This window comes from Arthrobacter sp. ok362, assembly GCF_900102785.1.
Taxonomy (GTDB): domain Bacteria; phylum Actinomycetota; class Actinomycetes; order Actinomycetales; family Micrococcaceae; genus Arthrobacter.
Map to the genome: position 1 here is coordinate 1 of NZ_FNGC01000014.1, position 15,442 is coordinate 15,442.

The window sequence follows — 15,442 nt, forward strand, 5'->3', positions numbered from 1 at the left end:
CGCCAGCCCGTGGTCCACGAGGTGGCCGCCCCAGCGGCAACCCCGGCGGCGGCGACTGTGGACTGCTTCCTGGTCCGGTCCACGGCGGCGGCCGCGACCAGCTGCAGATACTCCACCGTGCGCGAGAACTCCTCCACCTGTCCGGCGAAGTCCGACGCGGCCCGGAATCCCCACGATGCCGCGTCCTCCACCGCCGTCGAACACATCTCCTGGAGCGCAGCCAGGGCACCGTCCACACCGGACCACCGGGCCGGGTCCGTGCCGCGAATTGCATCGCGGTCCGTGCCCTGCCCGTCATCCTCGAACGGAATGAAATCCCTGACGGCTTCCATACCCACAGTCTCCCAAAGGGGTGTGACATTTTAGCGCGAACCACGGGCGACTTACTGGCGCTTCGGCAGCACGCCCCGCGCACTCCGGATCCGGAGCCGGAGCCAGTTGCCCGGTTGCCCGGTTGCCCGGTTGCCCGGTTGCCTAGGCGCGCCGCGTCCCGCATCCCGCGTGTCCCCGGCGCCTCTTGCCCAAGCGCCCCGTACCCCAGACCCAAGTTGGCCAACCACAGGGGCAGCGCTCAGGGCGCGCCGTTCAGGACCCGTGGCCGACCAAACTGCGTGCGGACTCCGGGAGAGAAAAGGACGGATTCGGGCGGTCCAGGGACTTCGATACCCGCAGCGCGCACCAGTTGATCGTCAAGACGGGTCAGTCGTGCCCGGTACAGCGGCCAGGCACTGTGCGCGTTGGGGATGTACAGGGTCTCGCCCCTGAAGCGGGAATGCAGACCAAACCGGGCCGTAAGGTGGACCGACAGGGGATCGGCCGCTTCGACGTCGGGCTCCGGGACGACGTCGAAATCGGTTGCGGCGCCGCTCCGGAAACGGCGGACGGAATAGCCCGCAGTCGGGCGCGCCGGGCCCTGGGGTTCCCCAGCACGCCCACCCACGAAGGTCGCGCGCGACCCCACACGCGACCACACGTAGGGGATTCTGGCAGCCCGCGCGGCGAGCACCACAGCCAGCCGCGACGCATCCAAGCTGAGGAAAACTACTCCCCGGGTGCCGTCCGGCTCGCGGGAGTAGAGGCGCACGTTGACCTCGGTGAAGCTCCCGAAATACGGGACACCGGGACCATGTCCCAGACCCGCGCCCTGCATCCGAAAGCCGATCAGGCCCACCCAAGCGGATCCATCAAAGTTGTCCGGGGCAACTCCCGGAGGCATGAACGACGCCGCCACCGGTTCAGGAATGCGCCAGTGCAGAAAGACGGCCTGGGTCCACTGCTGCTCCATAATGATCGGGGCGGGCAGTTCAGCGGCCTCGGGCCACGGATCTGGGCGCATGCGACTATGTCCTCCTCGGTCGGCGAGGCAGGCTTATCCCGGCCCCGCCCTTCAAGCCCCGCCCTTCAAGCCCCTACTTCAGGCCCACCAGTTCAGAAGTAGGCCCGGTTCCTAAGCCCCTAGTTCAGTGCCCGGGTGCCGTCCGGAAGCGCCCCGCCGGCCAGCAGCTCCGCCGCGGCGTCGGCCAAGGCTGTCAGCGCCACGCGCTGGGTCCACGGGCCGTAGGAAATGCGGGCCACGCCAAGTTCCTGAAGTTTGGCCGGAGCCAGGGAACCGGGCACGTTGATGACGGACACCTTGTTCCAGCCAATTCCATCCACCAGCGCGCTGACAGTTGCCTCGTCCAGCAGGCCCGGCACGAACACGTTGGTCGCACCCACATCGAGGAACGCACGGCCGCGCTCGATGGCATCGGCCAGTACCGCGGCGGGATCACGGTCGCCGGCCCTGAGGAAGGCGTCGCTGCGGGCATTGAGAACGAAGTCGATGCCCTCAGCCTCGGCGGCGCGCATTGCAGCACGCATCTGTGCAACGGCGTCGGCGAGCGGGCGCATCTGGTCTTCGATGTTGGCTCCGACAGCGCCGGCGCCAATCGCCTTGCGCACCGTTTCCCCGGGGTTCCCGTAGCCCGCTTCGAGATCGGCGCTGACGGGCAGCGACGTAGCGGCGACAATCAGTCCGACGGCGGCAATCATTTCGTCCACCGGGATGTTCTCGCCGTCTTCGTAGCCGCGGGACGCTGCGATGGAGTGGCTGGCCGTGGCCAACGCCCTGGTGCCCGGAACGTCGCCTACCACTTTCGCGGTGATGGCGTCCCAGACGTTGATGACCTGGAGAATCTCCGGCGCTTGATGGAGACGGAGCAGTTCGGTCGCTTTGGAGGCAAGGGAACGCGCGTTGTCTGTCATGCCCCGAGCCTCACCGGACGCCTCAACACCCGGAAGGGTTTCAGCCGGCCGCCGATTGTGTCGAGGAGCCTGCGCGCTGCGTCTGCCAGGGCCAGCGTCCGGTGATTTCCAGCTCGAGCGAGAAGCTCAGGAAGGTCCGGATCAGCACAATAATGGCCAGCACGCCGACGCCCTCGAAGGTCGGTGTGACGGCCACCGAACGGATGATGTCGGCCGCTACCAGCAGCTCCAGTCCGAGGAGGATGGAGCGGCCCAGCAGTTGCCGGTAGGAGCGGTAGACGGAGAGCGGTTCGGATTCCGAGGGCAGGCGCTTGGGCTGGAATCCCCGCAGGGCCATGGGGATGGACACGAGGGCGCCGACTACCATGACGGCCACGCCGGCGAAGTCCATGAAGCGGCCGACCGTCTCGATAATGTGCTGAAGATCCATGGTTCCCCTCGGAGGAAGTGGGCAGTGAGATTCAAACTTTACGGGTGCCGGACGCCGACGCCGGCGAGAATGGCCCGGTAGCCTTCCCGGAAGCTTGGGTACTGAAACTCGAATCCGGTGCTGCGGAGCAGCCCATTGCTAGCTCGCTTATTTCCGCCCCGCGACGGTTCGCCGCCCGCCGGCGTGCCGCCCGACGTCGACGCCGCGCCAGCGCCGCTGCCAGCTGCACCAAAGGATTCCGACGCCGGCCGGGGAAGTCCCAGCTCCGCGGCCAGGAAGCCCAGCACCTCGCCCAGCTCGGCCGGTTCGTTATCCACGCCCAGATAGACAGGCGCGGGAACCGCGTCCATGGTGCACAGACGGACAATTGCGGCGGCGGCGTCGTCGCGGTGGATGCGGTTGGTGAAGCGCGACGCGGCCGGAATGACCGCGGTTCCGCCGCGCACCTGGTCGATCAGTCGCGTCCGGCCGGGGCCGTAGATCCCGCCGAGCCGCAGCACCACAGGGGTGATGCCGGTGCCGTGCAGGCGGCTGTAGAGGAGTTCCTCGGCTTCGCGGATGATGCGGCCCGAGAACCCGCCGGGTTCCGGCGTCGTGCGTTCATCAATCCAGCCGCCGCCGGCGTCGCCGTAGACGGCGGTCGAGGAAACAAACAGGATGCGGCGGACGCTTGTCCCGGACGCCAGGACCGCGTCCAGCACGTTCGACAGCCCGTCCACGTAGGCGGTCCGGTAGGCATCTTCCGTCGGGGAATCTGCGGCAATTGCGACGACGACGGCGGCGGTGTCCGCCGGGATGGGCGGCAGCTCGTCGGAGCTCAGGTCAGCGGCGACCCCCTCGATGGCGGCCGGAAGTTTCTCCGGCGACCGGCGCCAGCCCACCACGCGGTGGCCTGCAGCCGCGAATCGCAGCCCGGCCTCGGTGCCCAGATCGCCGCAACCGGCCAAAAGTACAGTCATGAGGCCAGTCTGCCAGCCTTGGGGAAGCCCCACGGACGGGCCTGAGGAAATCTTGGATCCTGTCGCCGCTGAAATACCGGCGCCTACGCCGCCCGGCTACCTCACCGGAACCTGCGCCGCCCGGCTGACTCGCCGGAAACCGGCGCCGTCCGGCTACCTCGCCGGAATCGGGAAGAATGCCCTCGGGTCCTGCATCAGGGCGGGGTAATCGAAGACGGAGCGGTCCACGATCTCGTCGACCTGGAAGTTGCGGGCGAAGTGTCCTTCAACCGTGATCGGACGGCCCAGGACCTTGCCGATCGCGAAGGAGGTGCCGCCATTGACCGGGATGGCGACCACGGAGTTGCCGGGAAGAGTGGTGAACGCCTCTTCCTGCTGCTGGCGCTTGCGGGTGGGCTTCTTGACGAGTTGCTTCGGGGGCAGCTTGCGCACCTTGCGCGGACGGCGGGAGCCTGATTCGGCGTAGACGAACTGGTATTCATCGTCCGCGGGGGCCTTGCCACGGCCAACCGGCGGCAGGCTGACAGTCTTCAGCTGCTCGGGCTCGGTGTCGCCGAGCGGCAGGCGCAGTACCCACATGCGGTCCCCGGCCGGATCCTCGGGCACAAGCTCGTGCTTCGGTTCGGGCCAGACGTATTCCAGGTCCGGGTCCGTGCCCGGGAATACCTGCGTGTAGAACCGCGGATCCTTGGCGATCAGCCGGGACCGGTGGCTGAGGTGGAAATCCGGATTGCCCAGCCACGGCGGCATCGGGATCTTGGCGGCGTAGTCGGGGTGGGCCGCCTGCGGGGCGAACTCCATGATCTTCTCGCGCGTGGTGTCCTCGCCGCCGCGGGCCGTCCATTCATCCACCATGGCCAGGCCGTACTTCGTCAGCGCGGGAACGTACCCCATCCACATCCGGACCGCCGGGTGCGACTGCCAGCCGTACTCCGGGATCACCAGCGCACGCAGGATCTGCAACGCCTCAACACGCTGCTTGCCGAGCCGCACGCGGTCCAAAGCCGCGGCGCTCTGCTGGAAATCGGGGAAGGGGAGGAAAGTCTGCATCTCTCCAGTTTGAGGCCACACGACGAAACCTCCAATTGCACAGGACCGCGCGTGCGCATGTTCACATTTCGGAATGAAGCAGACAGCTTGTTACGGAGGGGCGTAATATAGCAGGACCCCAACAATGCCGCCCGGAGGACACGCCATGAATCCAGCCCCTGTTATGCCGTTTGTGCCGAAATACGGACAACTTCTCGGCCCGGAAGCGAACGGCATTCTGGTGCTCGAGGAAGTCATTCTTGACCCGGTGGCAGCCCGTAAGGAACAGAACGGGTTCCGCGCCGCAATGGCGTCGTTTGCGCTGACCATGCGGCGGATACTGGCGCTGCGCCTCTGCATCGCCGTTGTGGCGATCGCCAACCTGCCGCTCTTTCTGCTCAACACAGGCTGGTGGATCTACGCGGTCTCACTAACCCTGGTAGTTGCCGTCCACGCCTCGGTGTCCTGGCTGAACCGTCACGAGCCGCGGATCCGGCAGCGCCGCATGCTGGAACTGCATCTGCACCGTGAACGGAGCGCCAACTACCGCAAGGTCCGCGACGCCGTGAAGTACGTCATCGACGCCCCGGCCCGGATGAATGAGAACCTCTACCTGGAGCTCCTCGCCGCGAAGCGGGTGGCCCTGCACCTGGCCATGGGCACCGTGGCCCTGCTGGACACGAGCGACGACGCCGCGTGGAAACTGCAGATTGTCCGCGAGATCCCGCAGGCCGCCTGAGCCAGCACGTCTCACCCAAGCAGTACGGCTCACTCACGCAGTACGACGCCGGAACGTCCCCTCTCGGGAACGCTCCGGCGTCGTACTTTAAAGGGGTAGCCCTATCCGGGAAGCTGCAACACCTGGCCCGGGAAGACCAGATTGGGGTTGCTGATGGTCGCCGTGTTGGCGTCGGCGAGCACGTGCCAGCCTCCGGCGATGTTGTGCTTCTCGGCGATCGTGCTCAGCGTTTCACCGCTTCGGATCGTGTGGGTCTGGCCACTCACCGACACCGGTGCAACATGTCTGGGTGCGGGGACGGCTGCTTGGGGGGCAACCTGCCGGGCAGGCACGCTGGCCTGGGTGGAAACTGCGGCGGTCCGTTGTGATGAGGCCGCGTGTGTTGTGGTCGCGCTCTGCGGAGCCACGGCGCCGCCGCTCAGGCCCAGTTTCGCGGCGCAGGCTGGCCACGCGCCCCAGCCTTGGCTGGCCTGCACTTTCTCGGCGACGGCGATCTGCTGCGCTCGGCTGGCGTTCGCTGCGGACCCCGCGCCGCCATGGGCCGCCCACGTAGACTGGCTGAATTGCAGGCCGCCCGAGTAGCCGTTTCCTGTGTTGGTGCCCCAATTGCCGCTGCTTTCGCACTGGGCAAGGGAATCCCAGACGGACGCACTGGTGTGCGCCGGGACAGCAGCGTTAGCGGAGGTTGCGGAGAGTGCGACGGCGGCCATCGAAACAGCAGCCAGGGTAATGCCGCGGCGCGCGGCAGTGCCATAGGTGGATTTCTTCATGATTCAGATGCTCCTGAGGGCCACCAGCGCTCGGTCCGTCCCCGGACGTTGTCGCGCCACTGCCCGCCCCCGACGATTGAGGTCACTGCGGTGTCTACCGGTCGGGCAGTATCTGGTGGTGGTAGCACCGGGCATGCAAATACCCGGTTGCCGGGCATGCACACTAGGCTAAGCCAGTTCCGGTCCGTTATCAAGACGTTATTTTGACCGTTTCTGCCGTTATCATCTCGTCGCTGCCCGCCTCGTCGGGGATGCTTTCGAACATGTTCGCGTGAATCAGCCCCCGAGCATCGCCGCCAGGTACGGAGCTGTCCGGCTGTTCTTGGACCGTGCGACGGCGGTGGGGGTCCCGATCGCGACGATCTGGCCGCCGGCGTCGCCACCTGCCGGGCCGAGGTCGATCACCCAGTCCGCTGCGGCCACCACATCCATGTCGTGTTCCACCACAATGACGGTGTTGCCTGCGTCCACGAGCCGGTGCAGCTGGGCCATGAGCAGCTGGACATCGGCCGGATGCAGCCCGGTGGTGGGCTCGTCCAGCAGGTACAGGGAGTGGCCGCGCTGAGCGCGCTGCAGTTCGGTGGCGAGCTTGATGCGCTGGGCCTCGCCGCCGGAGAGCTCCGTGGCCGGCTGGCCGAGCCGGAGATAGCCCAGACCCACCTCGCGCAGCGTTTGCAGGCTGCGCGCCGCTGCCGGCACGCCATCAAGGAACTCAGCGGCGGCATTGACCGTCAGGCCCAGTACTTCTGCCACGTTCTTCCCTAGGTACGTCACCTCCAGGGTTTCCGGGTTGTAGCGCGAGCCATGGCATTCGGGGCAGGGGCCGTAGCTGCCAGGCAGGAACAGCAGTTCGACGGCGACGAAGCCCTCGCCCTGGCAGGTCTCGCAGCGGCCGCCGGCAACGTTGAAGGAAAAGCGCCCGGCGCCGAAGCCCCGCGCCTTGGCCTGGTCCGTGGCCGCGAATTCCTTGCGCACCGCATCGAAGAGGCCGGTGTAGGTGGCGAGATTCGAGCGCGGCGTGCGGCCGATCGGCTTCTGGTCCACCTTGACGAGCCGGTCCAGCTGGTCCAGGCCCGAGACCGGTCCAACACTGAGCGGGCCGGTGGACTCACCGGCCTGGGACTCCAGGTCCTCAGCGGCCGGGTTCGCCTCGGCGCCGGATTCCGGGTGCAGCCGGGCGCCGACCACTTCGGCCAGGACCTGGCTGACCAGCGTCGATTTGCCGGAGCCGGAGACGCCGGTGACGGCGGTCAGCACGCCGAGCGGGAAGTCGGCGTCGAGTTCGCGCAGGTTATGGCGGCTGATGTCCCGCAGCTCCAGCCAGCCGGCAGCCTCCCGGCGGGTGCCGCCGGCGGAACCGCCGCCGTCGTCCGCGCTGTGGCGAGCGCTGTGGCGGGTGCCGCTCGCGGGGCGAGCGCCGCCGTCGTCCGTCATGCCGGCAGACTTTCCGGCAGAGCCGGCTGAGCCATTCGGAAACAGGAACGGCCGGGTCACGGACGCGTCCACCTCGGCGAGGCCGGCGACCGGTCCGCTGTAGAGCACTTCGCCGCCGCCTTCACCGGCGCGCGGACCCACATCCACAAGCCAGTCCGCGCGGCGGACGATATCCATGTTGTGCTCCACCACGAACACCGAGTTGCCGGAGGACTTGAGCTGGTCCAAGACCGCGAGGAGCGGCTCGGCGTCGGCGGGGTGCAGCCCGGCGGAGGGCTCGTCCAGCACGTAGATCACGCCGAACAGGCCGGAGCGGAGCTGGGTGGCGATCCGGAGCCGCTGCATTTCGCCGGGGGAGAGAGTGGGGGTGGACCGGCCCAGCGCGAGGTAGCCCAAGCCGAGGTCCAGCAGCACCGTGACGCGCTGCAGGAGGTCGCGGGTGATGGCGAGGGCCACCTCGTTCCCCTCGCCGGAGGACTGCTTGCGGGAGGCGGTCCGGGCCTCGGTGAGCTCGGTGGTGGGGCGGATGATGCCCGCCAGTTCCGTCATGGGGACGGCGTTGAGTTCGGCGATGGTGCGTCCGGCGAAGGTCACGGCGAGCGCGGCAGGGGTCAGGCCACTGCCGCCACAGACCGGGCATGGGCCGGTTTCCATGAAGCGCAGCACCCGGTCGCGCATGGTGGTGCTCTTGGAATCGGCGAGTGTATGCAGCACGTAGCTCTTGGCGCTCCAGAACCGGCCCTTGTACGGCTTGGCGACGCGGTCGCGCTGGGGCGTCACTTCCACCACGGGCTGTTCCTCGGTGAAGAGGATCCAGTCGCGGTCTTGTCTGGGCAGCTTCCGCCAGGGGGTGTCGACGTCGTGGCCAAGGTGGGTGAGGATGTCGCGCAGGTTTTTGCCCTGCCACGCCCCGGGCCAGGCGGCGATGGCGCCGTCGCGGATGCTCAGCGAGGTGTCCGGAACCAGGGAGGACTCGGTGACGGTGTGCGCGATCCCCAGGCCGTGGCACTCCGGGCAGGCTCCGGCGGCCGTGTTCGGGGAAAACGCGTCCGAGTCCAGCGGGCCCGCGCCGTCGGGATAGCTGCCGGCGCGGGAGAAGAGCATGCGCAGCGAGTTGGACAGCGTGGTGAGTGTGCCCACCGTGGACCGCGAACTCGGCGTCCCGCGGCGCTGCTGGAGCGCGACGGCGGGTGGCAGTCCGGTGATCATTTCCACCTTGGGGTTGTGGCCCTGCTGGATGAGCCGGCGGGCGTAGGGGGCTACGGATTCGAAGTAGCGGCGCTGCGCCTCGGCATAGATGGTGCCGAAGGCCAGGGAGGACTTGCCGGAGCCGGAGACGCCAGTGAAGGCGACGATCGCATCGCGGGGCACGTCCACGTCCACGTTGCGCAGGTTGTTCTCACGGGCGCCGCGCACCCGGACAAAACCGTCCGTCGGATTGCCAGGAACCAGATCTTGAATTAGGTCCCGGACGGTCGGGCGCGGCAAATCGGAAGCATGCTGTTTACTTTGCATTGGTTCGACTCTATCGGTGATGCCAGCGGGCGGGCATATCCTTACCGGATGGAAACGAACGACGGCGAGACTCGGTTTACGGAGAAAGAGCCGGAAGAACCGGAAGAACCGGAAGAACCGGAAGCCGGCGAACCCCTCGCACTCCCGGTCGCAGAACTGCACCTGCATATTGAAGGAACGCTGGAACCGGAGCTGATCTTCGCGCTGGCGGAACGCAACGGAATCGAACTGCCCTACACGGACCTGGACGAACTGCGCTCGCGTTATGAGTTCACGGATCTGCAGTCCTTCCTGGACCTGTACTACGCCAACATGGCCGTGCTGCAGACGGAGCAGGACTTCGCCGACATGACCCGGGCCTACTTGGCCCGGGCAGCGCTCGCCGGGGTCAGGCATGCCGAGATCATGCTGGACCCGCAGGCCCACCTGTCCCGCGGGATATCCCTGGAGACGTGCGTCAACGGCGTGGCCTCGGTACTGGCCGGATCCCGGGAAGAGTTCGGCATCTCCACCCTCCTGATTGCAGCCTTCCTGCGCGACCTCACCGAGGAATCCGCCCTCGAGGTGCTGGAGAAGCTGCTTGCCATGGACGCCCCGATCGCCGGAATCGGGCTCGATTCCGCCGAGGTGGGCAACCCGCCGGCCAAGTTCGCGCGGCTGTTCGCCCGGGCCAAGGACGCCGGGCTGCACCGGATCGCGCACGCCGGGGAGGAGGGTCCGCCGTCGTACATCATCGACGCGCTGGACATCCTCGAAGTGGAGCGGATCGACCACGGCATCCGGTGCATGGAAGATCCGGAACTCGTGGAACGGCTGGTGGACGAGCTCACGCCGCTGACCGTGTGCCCGCTGTCCAACGTCCGGCTCCGGGCCGTGGACACCTTGGCTGAGCACCCGCTGCCGGCGATGCTCGCGGCGGGGCTGAACGTGTGCGTGAACTCGGACGATCCGGCGTATTTCGGCGGGTACGTGGACGACAACTTCGCGCAGCTGGAATCGGTGATCGGCCTGTCAGAGTTCGACTGCGTGCGGATGGCCGCGAACTCGATCCGTTCGTCCTTTGCGAGCGAGGAACGCAAGGCCGAGCTGCTGGCCGAACTGGCCGAGTCGGGGCACTAAAATCCACAGTTGCCCTATCACTTATGGTCCCTAAAACGGGCGGTTGGGAACCATAACCGATAGGGCAACAGCCCAGCGTGAGGGTCTGGGTGACCCCGCGCTGGTCGAACGGCCGGTTTAGACGTCGATCGAGTCCATGTGCGGGTACCGCGCTCCGGCCGCCGCCCCGACTGGAGCGAGTTCGTCCAGGCGGTTGAGGTCCTCTGCGGAGAGTTCGACGTCGGCAGCGCCCAGGTTCTCCCGCAGACGGTCGCGCTTCTTGGTGCCCGGGATGGGAACGATGTGCGCTCCTTGGGCCAGCAGCCAGGCCAGTGCCAGTTGCGCCGGGGTGCAGCCTTTCGCGTCCGCCATCTCCTTGACCCGGTCCACGAGTTGCAGATTCCGGGCAAAGTTCTCGCCCTGGAAGCGCGGGGAGTGGCGGCGGAAATCGTCCGCCGCAAAGTCATCGGGGGTGCGGAACTGGCCGGTCAGGAAGCCGCGGCCCAGCGGGCTGTAAGGGACAAAGCCGATGCCCAGCTCGGCCAGGACCGGGAAGACCTTGGTCTCCGGCTCGCGCTCCCACAACGAGTATTCGGTCTGCAATGCAGTGATGGGGTGCACCGCGTGGGCCCGGCGCACGGTGTCGGCGCTGGCCTCGGACAGGCCAAGGTGGCGGACTTTGCCGGCCTGAACCAGTTCAGCCATGGCTCCGACGGTTTCCTCGATCGGGACGGTCTTGTCCACCCGGTGCTGGTAGTACAGGTCGATGTGGTCCACGCCCAGCCGCTGCAGGCTTGCATCGCAAGCGGCGCGCACGTAGTCGGGCGAGCCGTTGATGCCTACCCAGGAGCCGTCGGGGCGCCGTTCGTTGCCGAATTTGGTGGCCAGGACGACGTCGTCGCGCCGGCCGGCGATGGCACGGCCGACAAGCACCTCGTTCGTGAACGGGCCGTACATATCCGCGGTGTCGAGCAGGCTTCCGCCGGCGTCGAGAAAGGCCTGGATGGTGGCGACGGACTCGTTTTCCTCGCCTTGGCCGTAGAACTCGCTCATGCCCATGCAGCCCAAACCCAAGGCCGAGACGGTGAGCGAACCGAGCGTGCGGGTTTCCATAGATATCTCCTTAACGAGAACGGTGGGGGCGGCCTCCGGTGCATGTTCGGGTCCCGGGACGGCGCGCACTTGGCAGACCGCCACTCTAGGCCCATCGCACCGGGGACACAACGGAGGCCCGACGCGTGGGCGCTAGCGGTTTGCGCCACGGTCCACTGCACCGGCCGGACCGGGTGCGCCGGCTGGATCGGGTCACCCTTGCCGGGGGATGCGCCGGGCCCTGCCGCGCGGCAGAGTGCAGATATGACGAAGACCGGACAGCGGCGCAAGGGCTCGCTGCGTCAGGTGATGCCTGGGCTGGACGTTGCCGCTGCGTATCAAAAGGACTGGCTCGGCAAGGACGTCATCGCCGGAATCGTCCTGACCACGTTGCTCGTTCCCCAAGGCATGGCCTATGCGGAGCTGGCAGGACTTCCAACGATCACCGGGCTGTACACGACCGTCCTTTGCCTGATCGCCTACGCTGTCTTCGGTCCGTCCCGGATCCTTGTGCTGGGCCCGGACTCCTCGCTGGGCCCGATGATTGCCGCCACGGTCCTGCCGCTGGTCGCGTCCGGCGGGGACCCGCAGAAAGCGGTGGCGCTCGCGTCGATGCTCGGGCTCATGGTCGGCGTCATCATGATCCTCGCCTCGGTCGCCAAGCTCGGCTTCATCGCAGACCTCATCTCCAAGCCCACAATGATCGGCTACATGAACGGCCTCGCGCTCACGATCCTGGTCGGCCAGCTCCCGAAGCTCTTCGGGTTCAAGGTCAGCAGCGAGAGCTTCCTCGGTGAGCTCGTCGGCTTCGTCCAAGGCCTGGCGGCCGGCAAGGCAGTGCCGGCCGCGGCCGCCGTCGGCATCGCCGGAGTCGTAGTGATCCTGGCACTGCAACGCTGGCTGCCCAAGGTCCCGGCAGTGCTCGTCATGGTGGTGCTCGCGATCGCGGCGACGTCGTTGTTTGACCTGGCCGATAAGGGCGTCTCCCTGGTGGGGGAACTCCCGCAGGGCTTCCCGCCGTTCACGATCCCGCACGTGGAGTTGTCGGACATCGGGCTGATGTTGGCCGGTGCCCTGGGAATTGCGCTGGTCTCGTTGACGGACACGATTTCGACGTCGACGGCGTTCGCGGCGCGCTCCGGCCAGGAGATCCGCGGCAACCAGGAGATGATCGGAATCGGAGCCGCGAACTTGGCCGCGGGCTTCTTCCAAGGCTTCCCCGTGAGCACCAGCGGCTCCCGGACCGCCGTGGCGGAACGATCCGGCTCGAAGACGCAGCTCACCGGCCTGACCGGTGCCCTGCTGATCGTCCTCATGCTTGTGCTGCTACCCGGGATGTTCCGGAACCTGCCCCAGCCGGCCCTCGCGGCCGTGGTGATCACCGCGTCAGTGTCCCTCGCCGACATTCCGGGCAGCGTGCGCCTCTTGCGCCAGAGCAGAACCGAGTTCGGCCTGTCGCTCGCGGCCTTCCTTGGGGTGGTGTTCCTGGGAGTGCTTCCCGGCATTGGTATTGCCGTGGGGCTGTCCATCCTGAACGTCTTCCGCCGGTCCTGGTGGCCGTACCAGACCGTGATCGGGCGGGTGCCGGGGCTCGAGGGGTTCCACGACGTCAACGTCCACCCGGACGCGAAGCACTTGCCCGGCCTGGTGATCTACCGGTTCGACGCGCCGATATTTTTCGCCAACGCCACGACGTTCCGGGACAACATCCGGCGGCTGGCGCGAGCCGAACCCAAGCCGCGTTGGATCCTCATCGCCGCCGAACCGATCACGGACGTGGATACGACCGCCGCGGACATTCTGCTCGATCTGGACGTCGAGCTGAACGCGCAGGGCACCTCGCTGGTGTTCGCCGAGCTCAAGCACCGGGTCCGGGCGAAGGTCGAACGATTCGAGCTGACGCGCGAAATCGATCCGCAGCACTTCTACCGCACCGTCGACGCCGCAGTAGCCGCCTACTCTGCCCAGACTGGCGCGGATTGGAGCGCGGGGGACTGACTCCGCGTTGATTTCTACTCGCGGGTAGCGGTGAGTTGGTCCCTCGCGTGCTCCGCTCAGCCCTGTCATAGTGGGTCACGACACACAGAGTTAACAGGTTCCGCTCGCAAAAACCATGGTTTCCTTGGCAAAATGCAGGTGGACCAATTGCTTCTAAAGGAGACCCATGGGCGCGAACACCGCGGAAAACACCAACCTTCGGCTTAAGGCCGTGCTGGATGTCTTGGCAGAGGAGGTATGGACTGGCGAGAAGCTGAACGCCGGAGCCGTGCTGGGCGAGGCCATCGCACGAGTGCCCCTCAACGAGTCGGAGACTGAGCTGCTCAGCGGCGGGATTCCCCGAGGACACAAGACGCTGACCACCGCCACGGCGAAGCTGGTCAAGGCCGGCTGGCTGGTCAAGGGCCGTTCCGGCTGGTCCATCACCGACGACGGCCAGCGCGCCACGGTTGCGTTCGCCGAGCCTGCCGCCTTCGCAACAGCGCTCGACGCCGGAACTCCCGTCCCCGCCGACACCCCCCTGCCGCCTGCTCCCGCAGGAAAACCCGCGAAAGCGACAAAGACAGCAGCAAAGCCGGCCGCCAAGGCCGACGAAGCCCCGTCGAAAACATCCAAGGTAGCCGGCAAAGCCGCCAAGCTCATCGAGGAGGCCGTGGCCCCTGTGGCCAAGGCGGTGCGGAAGCGCACGCCCGCTGCGAAGGCCCCGCAGGCAACAGAAGCTGCATCCGCAGGTGCGACGGCGGCAGCGGCCTCGGCGGCGCCGGCTGTCAGCGTCGAAACCATCGAGCAGCCGGAAGCCGTAGCGGTTGCCGGTGACTTCAACGTCCTGCTGGGCGCGCCCGCCAACTGGGCGCCGCAGTACGACGAAGCCCAGATGGAACTGGACCAGGTGGACCAGCTCTGGAAGATCGCCGCGGACATCCCTGCCGGCTTCTACACCTTCAAGATCGCCCTGAACCGCTCCTGGGACGAAAACTACGGTGCCTTCGGCGTCTTCGACGGACCCAACCACGAGGTCCACCACGGCGGCGGCCTCCTGGTCATTCGGTACGATCACCGCACCCGGGACATCGTCCTGCCGTAGGCTCCGACACCCAATCATCCTGCCGACGCGCAAATGACACTGCGACACCCGAATGCGGGTGTCGCAGCGTCATTTGCGCGTCGCGCACGGCTTTGGGCATCCTGAGCCTGTCCGGGGACTGCGGACCGACCTAGCATTGCCTCATGGATACCGTCGAGCTTGCGGGCCTGCGAATCCGGTACCAGCGTGCGGGCCACGGTCCGCCGCTGGTCCTGCTGCACGGCGCCTACGAAGACAGCCGGATCTGGCGGCGGCAGCTCGACGGACTGTCAGATGAATTCACGGTTTTCGCCTGGGACGCACCCGGGTGCGGCGGCTCGGACGATCCGCCGCCGGACTTCACCGGAAAGGACCTGGGCGACGCCCTGGCGGGATTTCTGCGGGCAGCGGTGCCGGACGGGCCGCATATCCTCGGCTTATCCATGGGTTCGGGGATTGCGCTGGAGCTCTACCGGGCATACCCGTCGGTCCCTGCGTCGCTGCTGCTGGCCTCGGCGTATGCCGGTTGGGCGGGATCCCTGCCGCCCGAGGAAGTGGAACGCCGCTACGCGCAGGTGCTGGCCGAACTCGAGCAGCCGCCGGAGCAATTCATCCCCGTATGGCTGCCCACTCTCTTCACTGATCACGCTGATCCGGCAGCTGTGCAAGAAACCAGCGCCATCATGGCCGACTTCCATCCAAGCGGCATGCGGGCACTGTTGCACGCAAACGCACACGCCGACTATCGCGATATCCTGCCCGCCATCGTGGTGCCCACCCTGCTGCTGTACGGCACGGAGGACGTCCGGGCCCCGCTGAGCGTGGCGCGCGAGATGAACCGGCGGATCCCGGGTTCGACGCTCGTGATGATTCCCGACGTCGGGCACATGGCAGCCGTTGAAGCGCCGGACGCCTTCAACGCCGAGGTACGCCGGTTCCTGCACGGGGTTACGGCCGGTTGACGCCTGCTAGAACCGCGTGGGGTCCGGCCGCGGCGGCACCGGGCCAGGGTCCGGAATCGGGAGGGGACTGGGCGGCGTCGGGAACGGCCCCGGTTCCGGTGACGGCGTG

13 protein-coding genes and 1 pseudogene are annotated in these 15,442 nt (G+C 67.2%); 5 read left to right on the forward strand and 9 right to left on the reverse strand.

Annotated features, from left to right (window positions below):
• The 6 genes and pseudogenes from BLQ10_RS17135 to BLQ10_RS17160 form a co-directional block, all read right to left on the reverse strand.
• Window positions 1-332 (reverse strand): annotated as a pseudogene (locus tag BLQ10_RS17135) (hypothetical protein); the annotation flags it as partial.
• Between the two features lie 239 nt (window positions 333-571).
• Entirely contained in the window at window positions 572-1,336 is a 765-nt protein-coding gene (locus tag BLQ10_RS17140; RefSeq protein WP_217635827.1) for a YqjF family protein, read from the reverse strand.
• A gap of 119 nt (window positions 1,337-1,455) precedes the next feature.
• Complete coding sequence (locus BLQ10_RS17145; RefSeq protein WP_091564134.1) at window positions 1,456-2,244, reverse strand: isocitrate lyase/PEP mutase family protein; 789 nt, start codon at window positions 2,242-2,244, stop codon at window positions 1,456-1,458.
• Window positions 2,245-2,284: 40 nt separating this feature from the next.
• Window positions 2,285-2,674 (reverse strand): DUF1622 domain-containing protein, encoded by a 390-nt coding sequence (locus tag BLQ10_RS17150; RefSeq protein ID WP_091564135.1) that lies wholly within the window; start codon window positions 2,672-2,674, stop codon window positions 2,285-2,287.
• Between the two features lie 38 nt (window positions 2,675-2,712).
• The gene (locus BLQ10_RS17155) at window positions 2,713-3,633 is read right to left on the reverse strand and encodes an NAD-dependent epimerase/dehydratase family protein (RefSeq protein WP_091564137.1); all 921 of its coding nucleotides are present in this window, start codon (window positions 3,631-3,633) and stop codon (window positions 2,713-2,715) included.
• A gap of 153 nt (window positions 3,634-3,786) precedes the next feature.
• On the reverse strand, window positions 3,787-4,683 hold the full coding sequence (locus tag BLQ10_RS17160) for an MSMEG_6728 family protein (RefSeq protein WP_091564138.1): 897 nt from the start codon (window positions 4,681-4,683) through the stop codon (window positions 3,787-3,789).
• 145 nt (window positions 4,684-4,828) lie between these two features.
• Between BLQ10_RS17160 and BLQ10_RS17165 the strand changes: the two genes are divergently transcribed.
• Window positions 4,829-5,401 carry a hypothetical protein gene (locus tag BLQ10_RS17165; protein WP_091564140.1) on the forward strand — a complete coding sequence of 191 codons (573 nt, stop codon included), beginning with the start codon at window positions 4,829-4,831 and terminating at the stop codon, window positions 5,399-5,401.
• A 101-nt stretch (window positions 5,402-5,502) separates the two neighbouring features.
• Here the strand turns inward: BLQ10_RS17165 and BLQ10_RS17170 are convergent, their stop codons facing one another.
• Together BLQ10_RS17170 and BLQ10_RS17175 are read right to left on the reverse strand one after the other, a co-directional pair.
• Window positions 5,503-6,171, reverse strand: a complete 669-nt coding sequence (locus BLQ10_RS17170; RefSeq protein WP_091564141.1) for a LysM peptidoglycan-binding domain-containing protein — start codon at window positions 6,169-6,171, stop codon at window positions 5,503-5,505.
• A 276-nt stretch (window positions 6,172-6,447) separates the two neighbouring features.
• Complete coding sequence (locus tag BLQ10_RS17175) at window positions 6,448-9,120, reverse strand: excinuclease ABC subunit UvrA (RefSeq protein WP_254785637.1); 2,673 nt, start codon at window positions 9,118-9,120, stop codon at window positions 6,448-6,450.
• A gap of 48 nt (window positions 9,121-9,168) precedes the next feature.
• Here BLQ10_RS17175 and BLQ10_RS17180 point away from each other — a divergent pair, with 48 nt between their 5' ends.
• The gene (locus BLQ10_RS17180) at window positions 9,169-10,239 is read left to right on the forward strand and encodes an adenosine deaminase (RefSeq protein WP_091564144.1); all 1,071 of its coding nucleotides are present in this window, start codon (window positions 9,169-9,171) and stop codon (window positions 10,237-10,239) included.
• Window positions 10,240-10,356: 117 nt separating this feature from the next.
• Here BLQ10_RS17180 and BLQ10_RS17185 read toward each other — a convergent pair whose 3' ends face one another.
• Window positions 10,357-11,331, reverse strand: a complete 975-nt coding sequence (locus BLQ10_RS17185; protein ID WP_091564146.1) for an aldo/keto reductase — start codon at window positions 11,329-11,331, stop codon at window positions 10,357-10,359.
• A 243-nt stretch (window positions 11,332-11,574) separates the two neighbouring features.
• Here BLQ10_RS17185 and BLQ10_RS17190 point away from each other — a divergent pair, with 243 nt between their 5' ends.
• The 3 genes from BLQ10_RS17190 to BLQ10_RS17200 all read left to right on the forward strand — a co-directional run bounded on the left by BLQ10_RS17190 (window position 11,575) and on the right by BLQ10_RS17200 (window position 15,333).
• On the forward strand, window positions 11,575-13,308 hold the full coding sequence (locus BLQ10_RS17190) for a SulP family inorganic anion transporter (protein ID WP_091564147.1): 1,734 nt from the start codon (window positions 11,575-11,577) through the stop codon (window positions 13,306-13,308).
• Window positions 13,309-13,474: 166 nt separating this feature from the next.
• On the forward strand, window positions 13,475-14,392 hold the full coding sequence (locus BLQ10_RS17195; protein ID WP_091564149.1) for a pullulanase X25 domain-containing protein: 918 nt from the start codon (window positions 13,475-13,477) through the stop codon (window positions 14,390-14,392).
• A gap of 143 nt (window positions 14,393-14,535) precedes the next feature.
• The gene (locus BLQ10_RS17200; RefSeq protein ID WP_091564151.1) at window positions 14,536-15,333 is read left to right on the forward strand and encodes an alpha/beta fold hydrolase; all 798 of its coding nucleotides are present in this window, start codon (window positions 14,536-14,538) and stop codon (window positions 15,331-15,333) included.
• Window positions 15,334-15,442 lie beyond the last annotated feature (109 nt).

Excerpts from the sequence above, each read along its gene's own strand:
- BLQ10_RS17140 (WP_217635827.1), bottom strand. The coding sequence starts at position 1,336 with ATGCGCCCAGATCCGTGGCCCGAGGCCGCTGAACTGCCCGCCCCGATC.
- BLQ10_RS17145 (WP_091564134.1), bottom strand. The coding sequence starts at position 2,244 with ATGACAGACAACGCGCGTTCCCTTGCCTCCAAAGCGACCGAACTGCTC.
- BLQ10_RS17150 (WP_091564135.1), bottom strand. The coding sequence starts at position 2,674 with ATGGATCTTCAGCACATTATCGAGACGGTCGGCCGCTTCATGGACTTC.
- BLQ10_RS17155 (WP_091564137.1), bottom strand. The coding sequence starts at position 3,633 with ATGACTGTACTTTTGGCCGGTTGCGGCGATCTGGGCACCGAGGCCGGG.
- BLQ10_RS17160 (WP_091564138.1), bottom strand. The coding sequence starts at position 4,683 with ATGCAGACTTTCCTCCCCTTCCCCGATTTCCAGCAGAGCGCCGCGGCT.
- BLQ10_RS17165 (WP_091564140.1), top strand. The coding sequence starts at position 4,829 with ATGAATCCAGCCCCTGTTATGCCGTTTGTGCCGAAATACGGACAACTT.
- BLQ10_RS17170 (WP_091564141.1), bottom strand. The coding sequence starts at position 6,171 with ATGAAGAAATCCACCTATGGCACTGCCGCGCGCCGCGGCATTACCCTG.
- BLQ10_RS17175 (WP_254785637.1), bottom strand. The coding sequence starts at position 9,120 with ATGCAAAGTAAACAGCATGCTTCCGATTTGCCGCGCCCGACCGTCCGG.
- BLQ10_RS17180 (WP_091564144.1), top strand. The coding sequence starts at position 9,169 with ATGGAAACGAACGACGGCGAGACTCGGTTTACGGAGAAAGAGCCGGAA.
- BLQ10_RS17185 (WP_091564146.1), bottom strand. The coding sequence starts at position 11,331 with ATGGAAACCCGCACGCTCGGTTCGCTCACCGTCTCGGCCTTGGGTTTG.
- BLQ10_RS17190 (WP_091564147.1), top strand. The coding sequence starts at position 11,575 with ATGACGAAGACCGGACAGCGGCGCAAGGGCTCGCTGCGTCAGGTGATG.
- BLQ10_RS17195 (WP_091564149.1), top strand. The coding sequence starts at position 13,475 with ATGGGCGCGAACACCGCGGAAAACACCAACCTTCGGCTTAAGGCCGTG.
- BLQ10_RS17200 (WP_091564151.1), top strand. The coding sequence starts at position 14,536 with ATGGATACCGTCGAGCTTGCGGGCCTGCGAATCCGGTACCAGCGTGCG.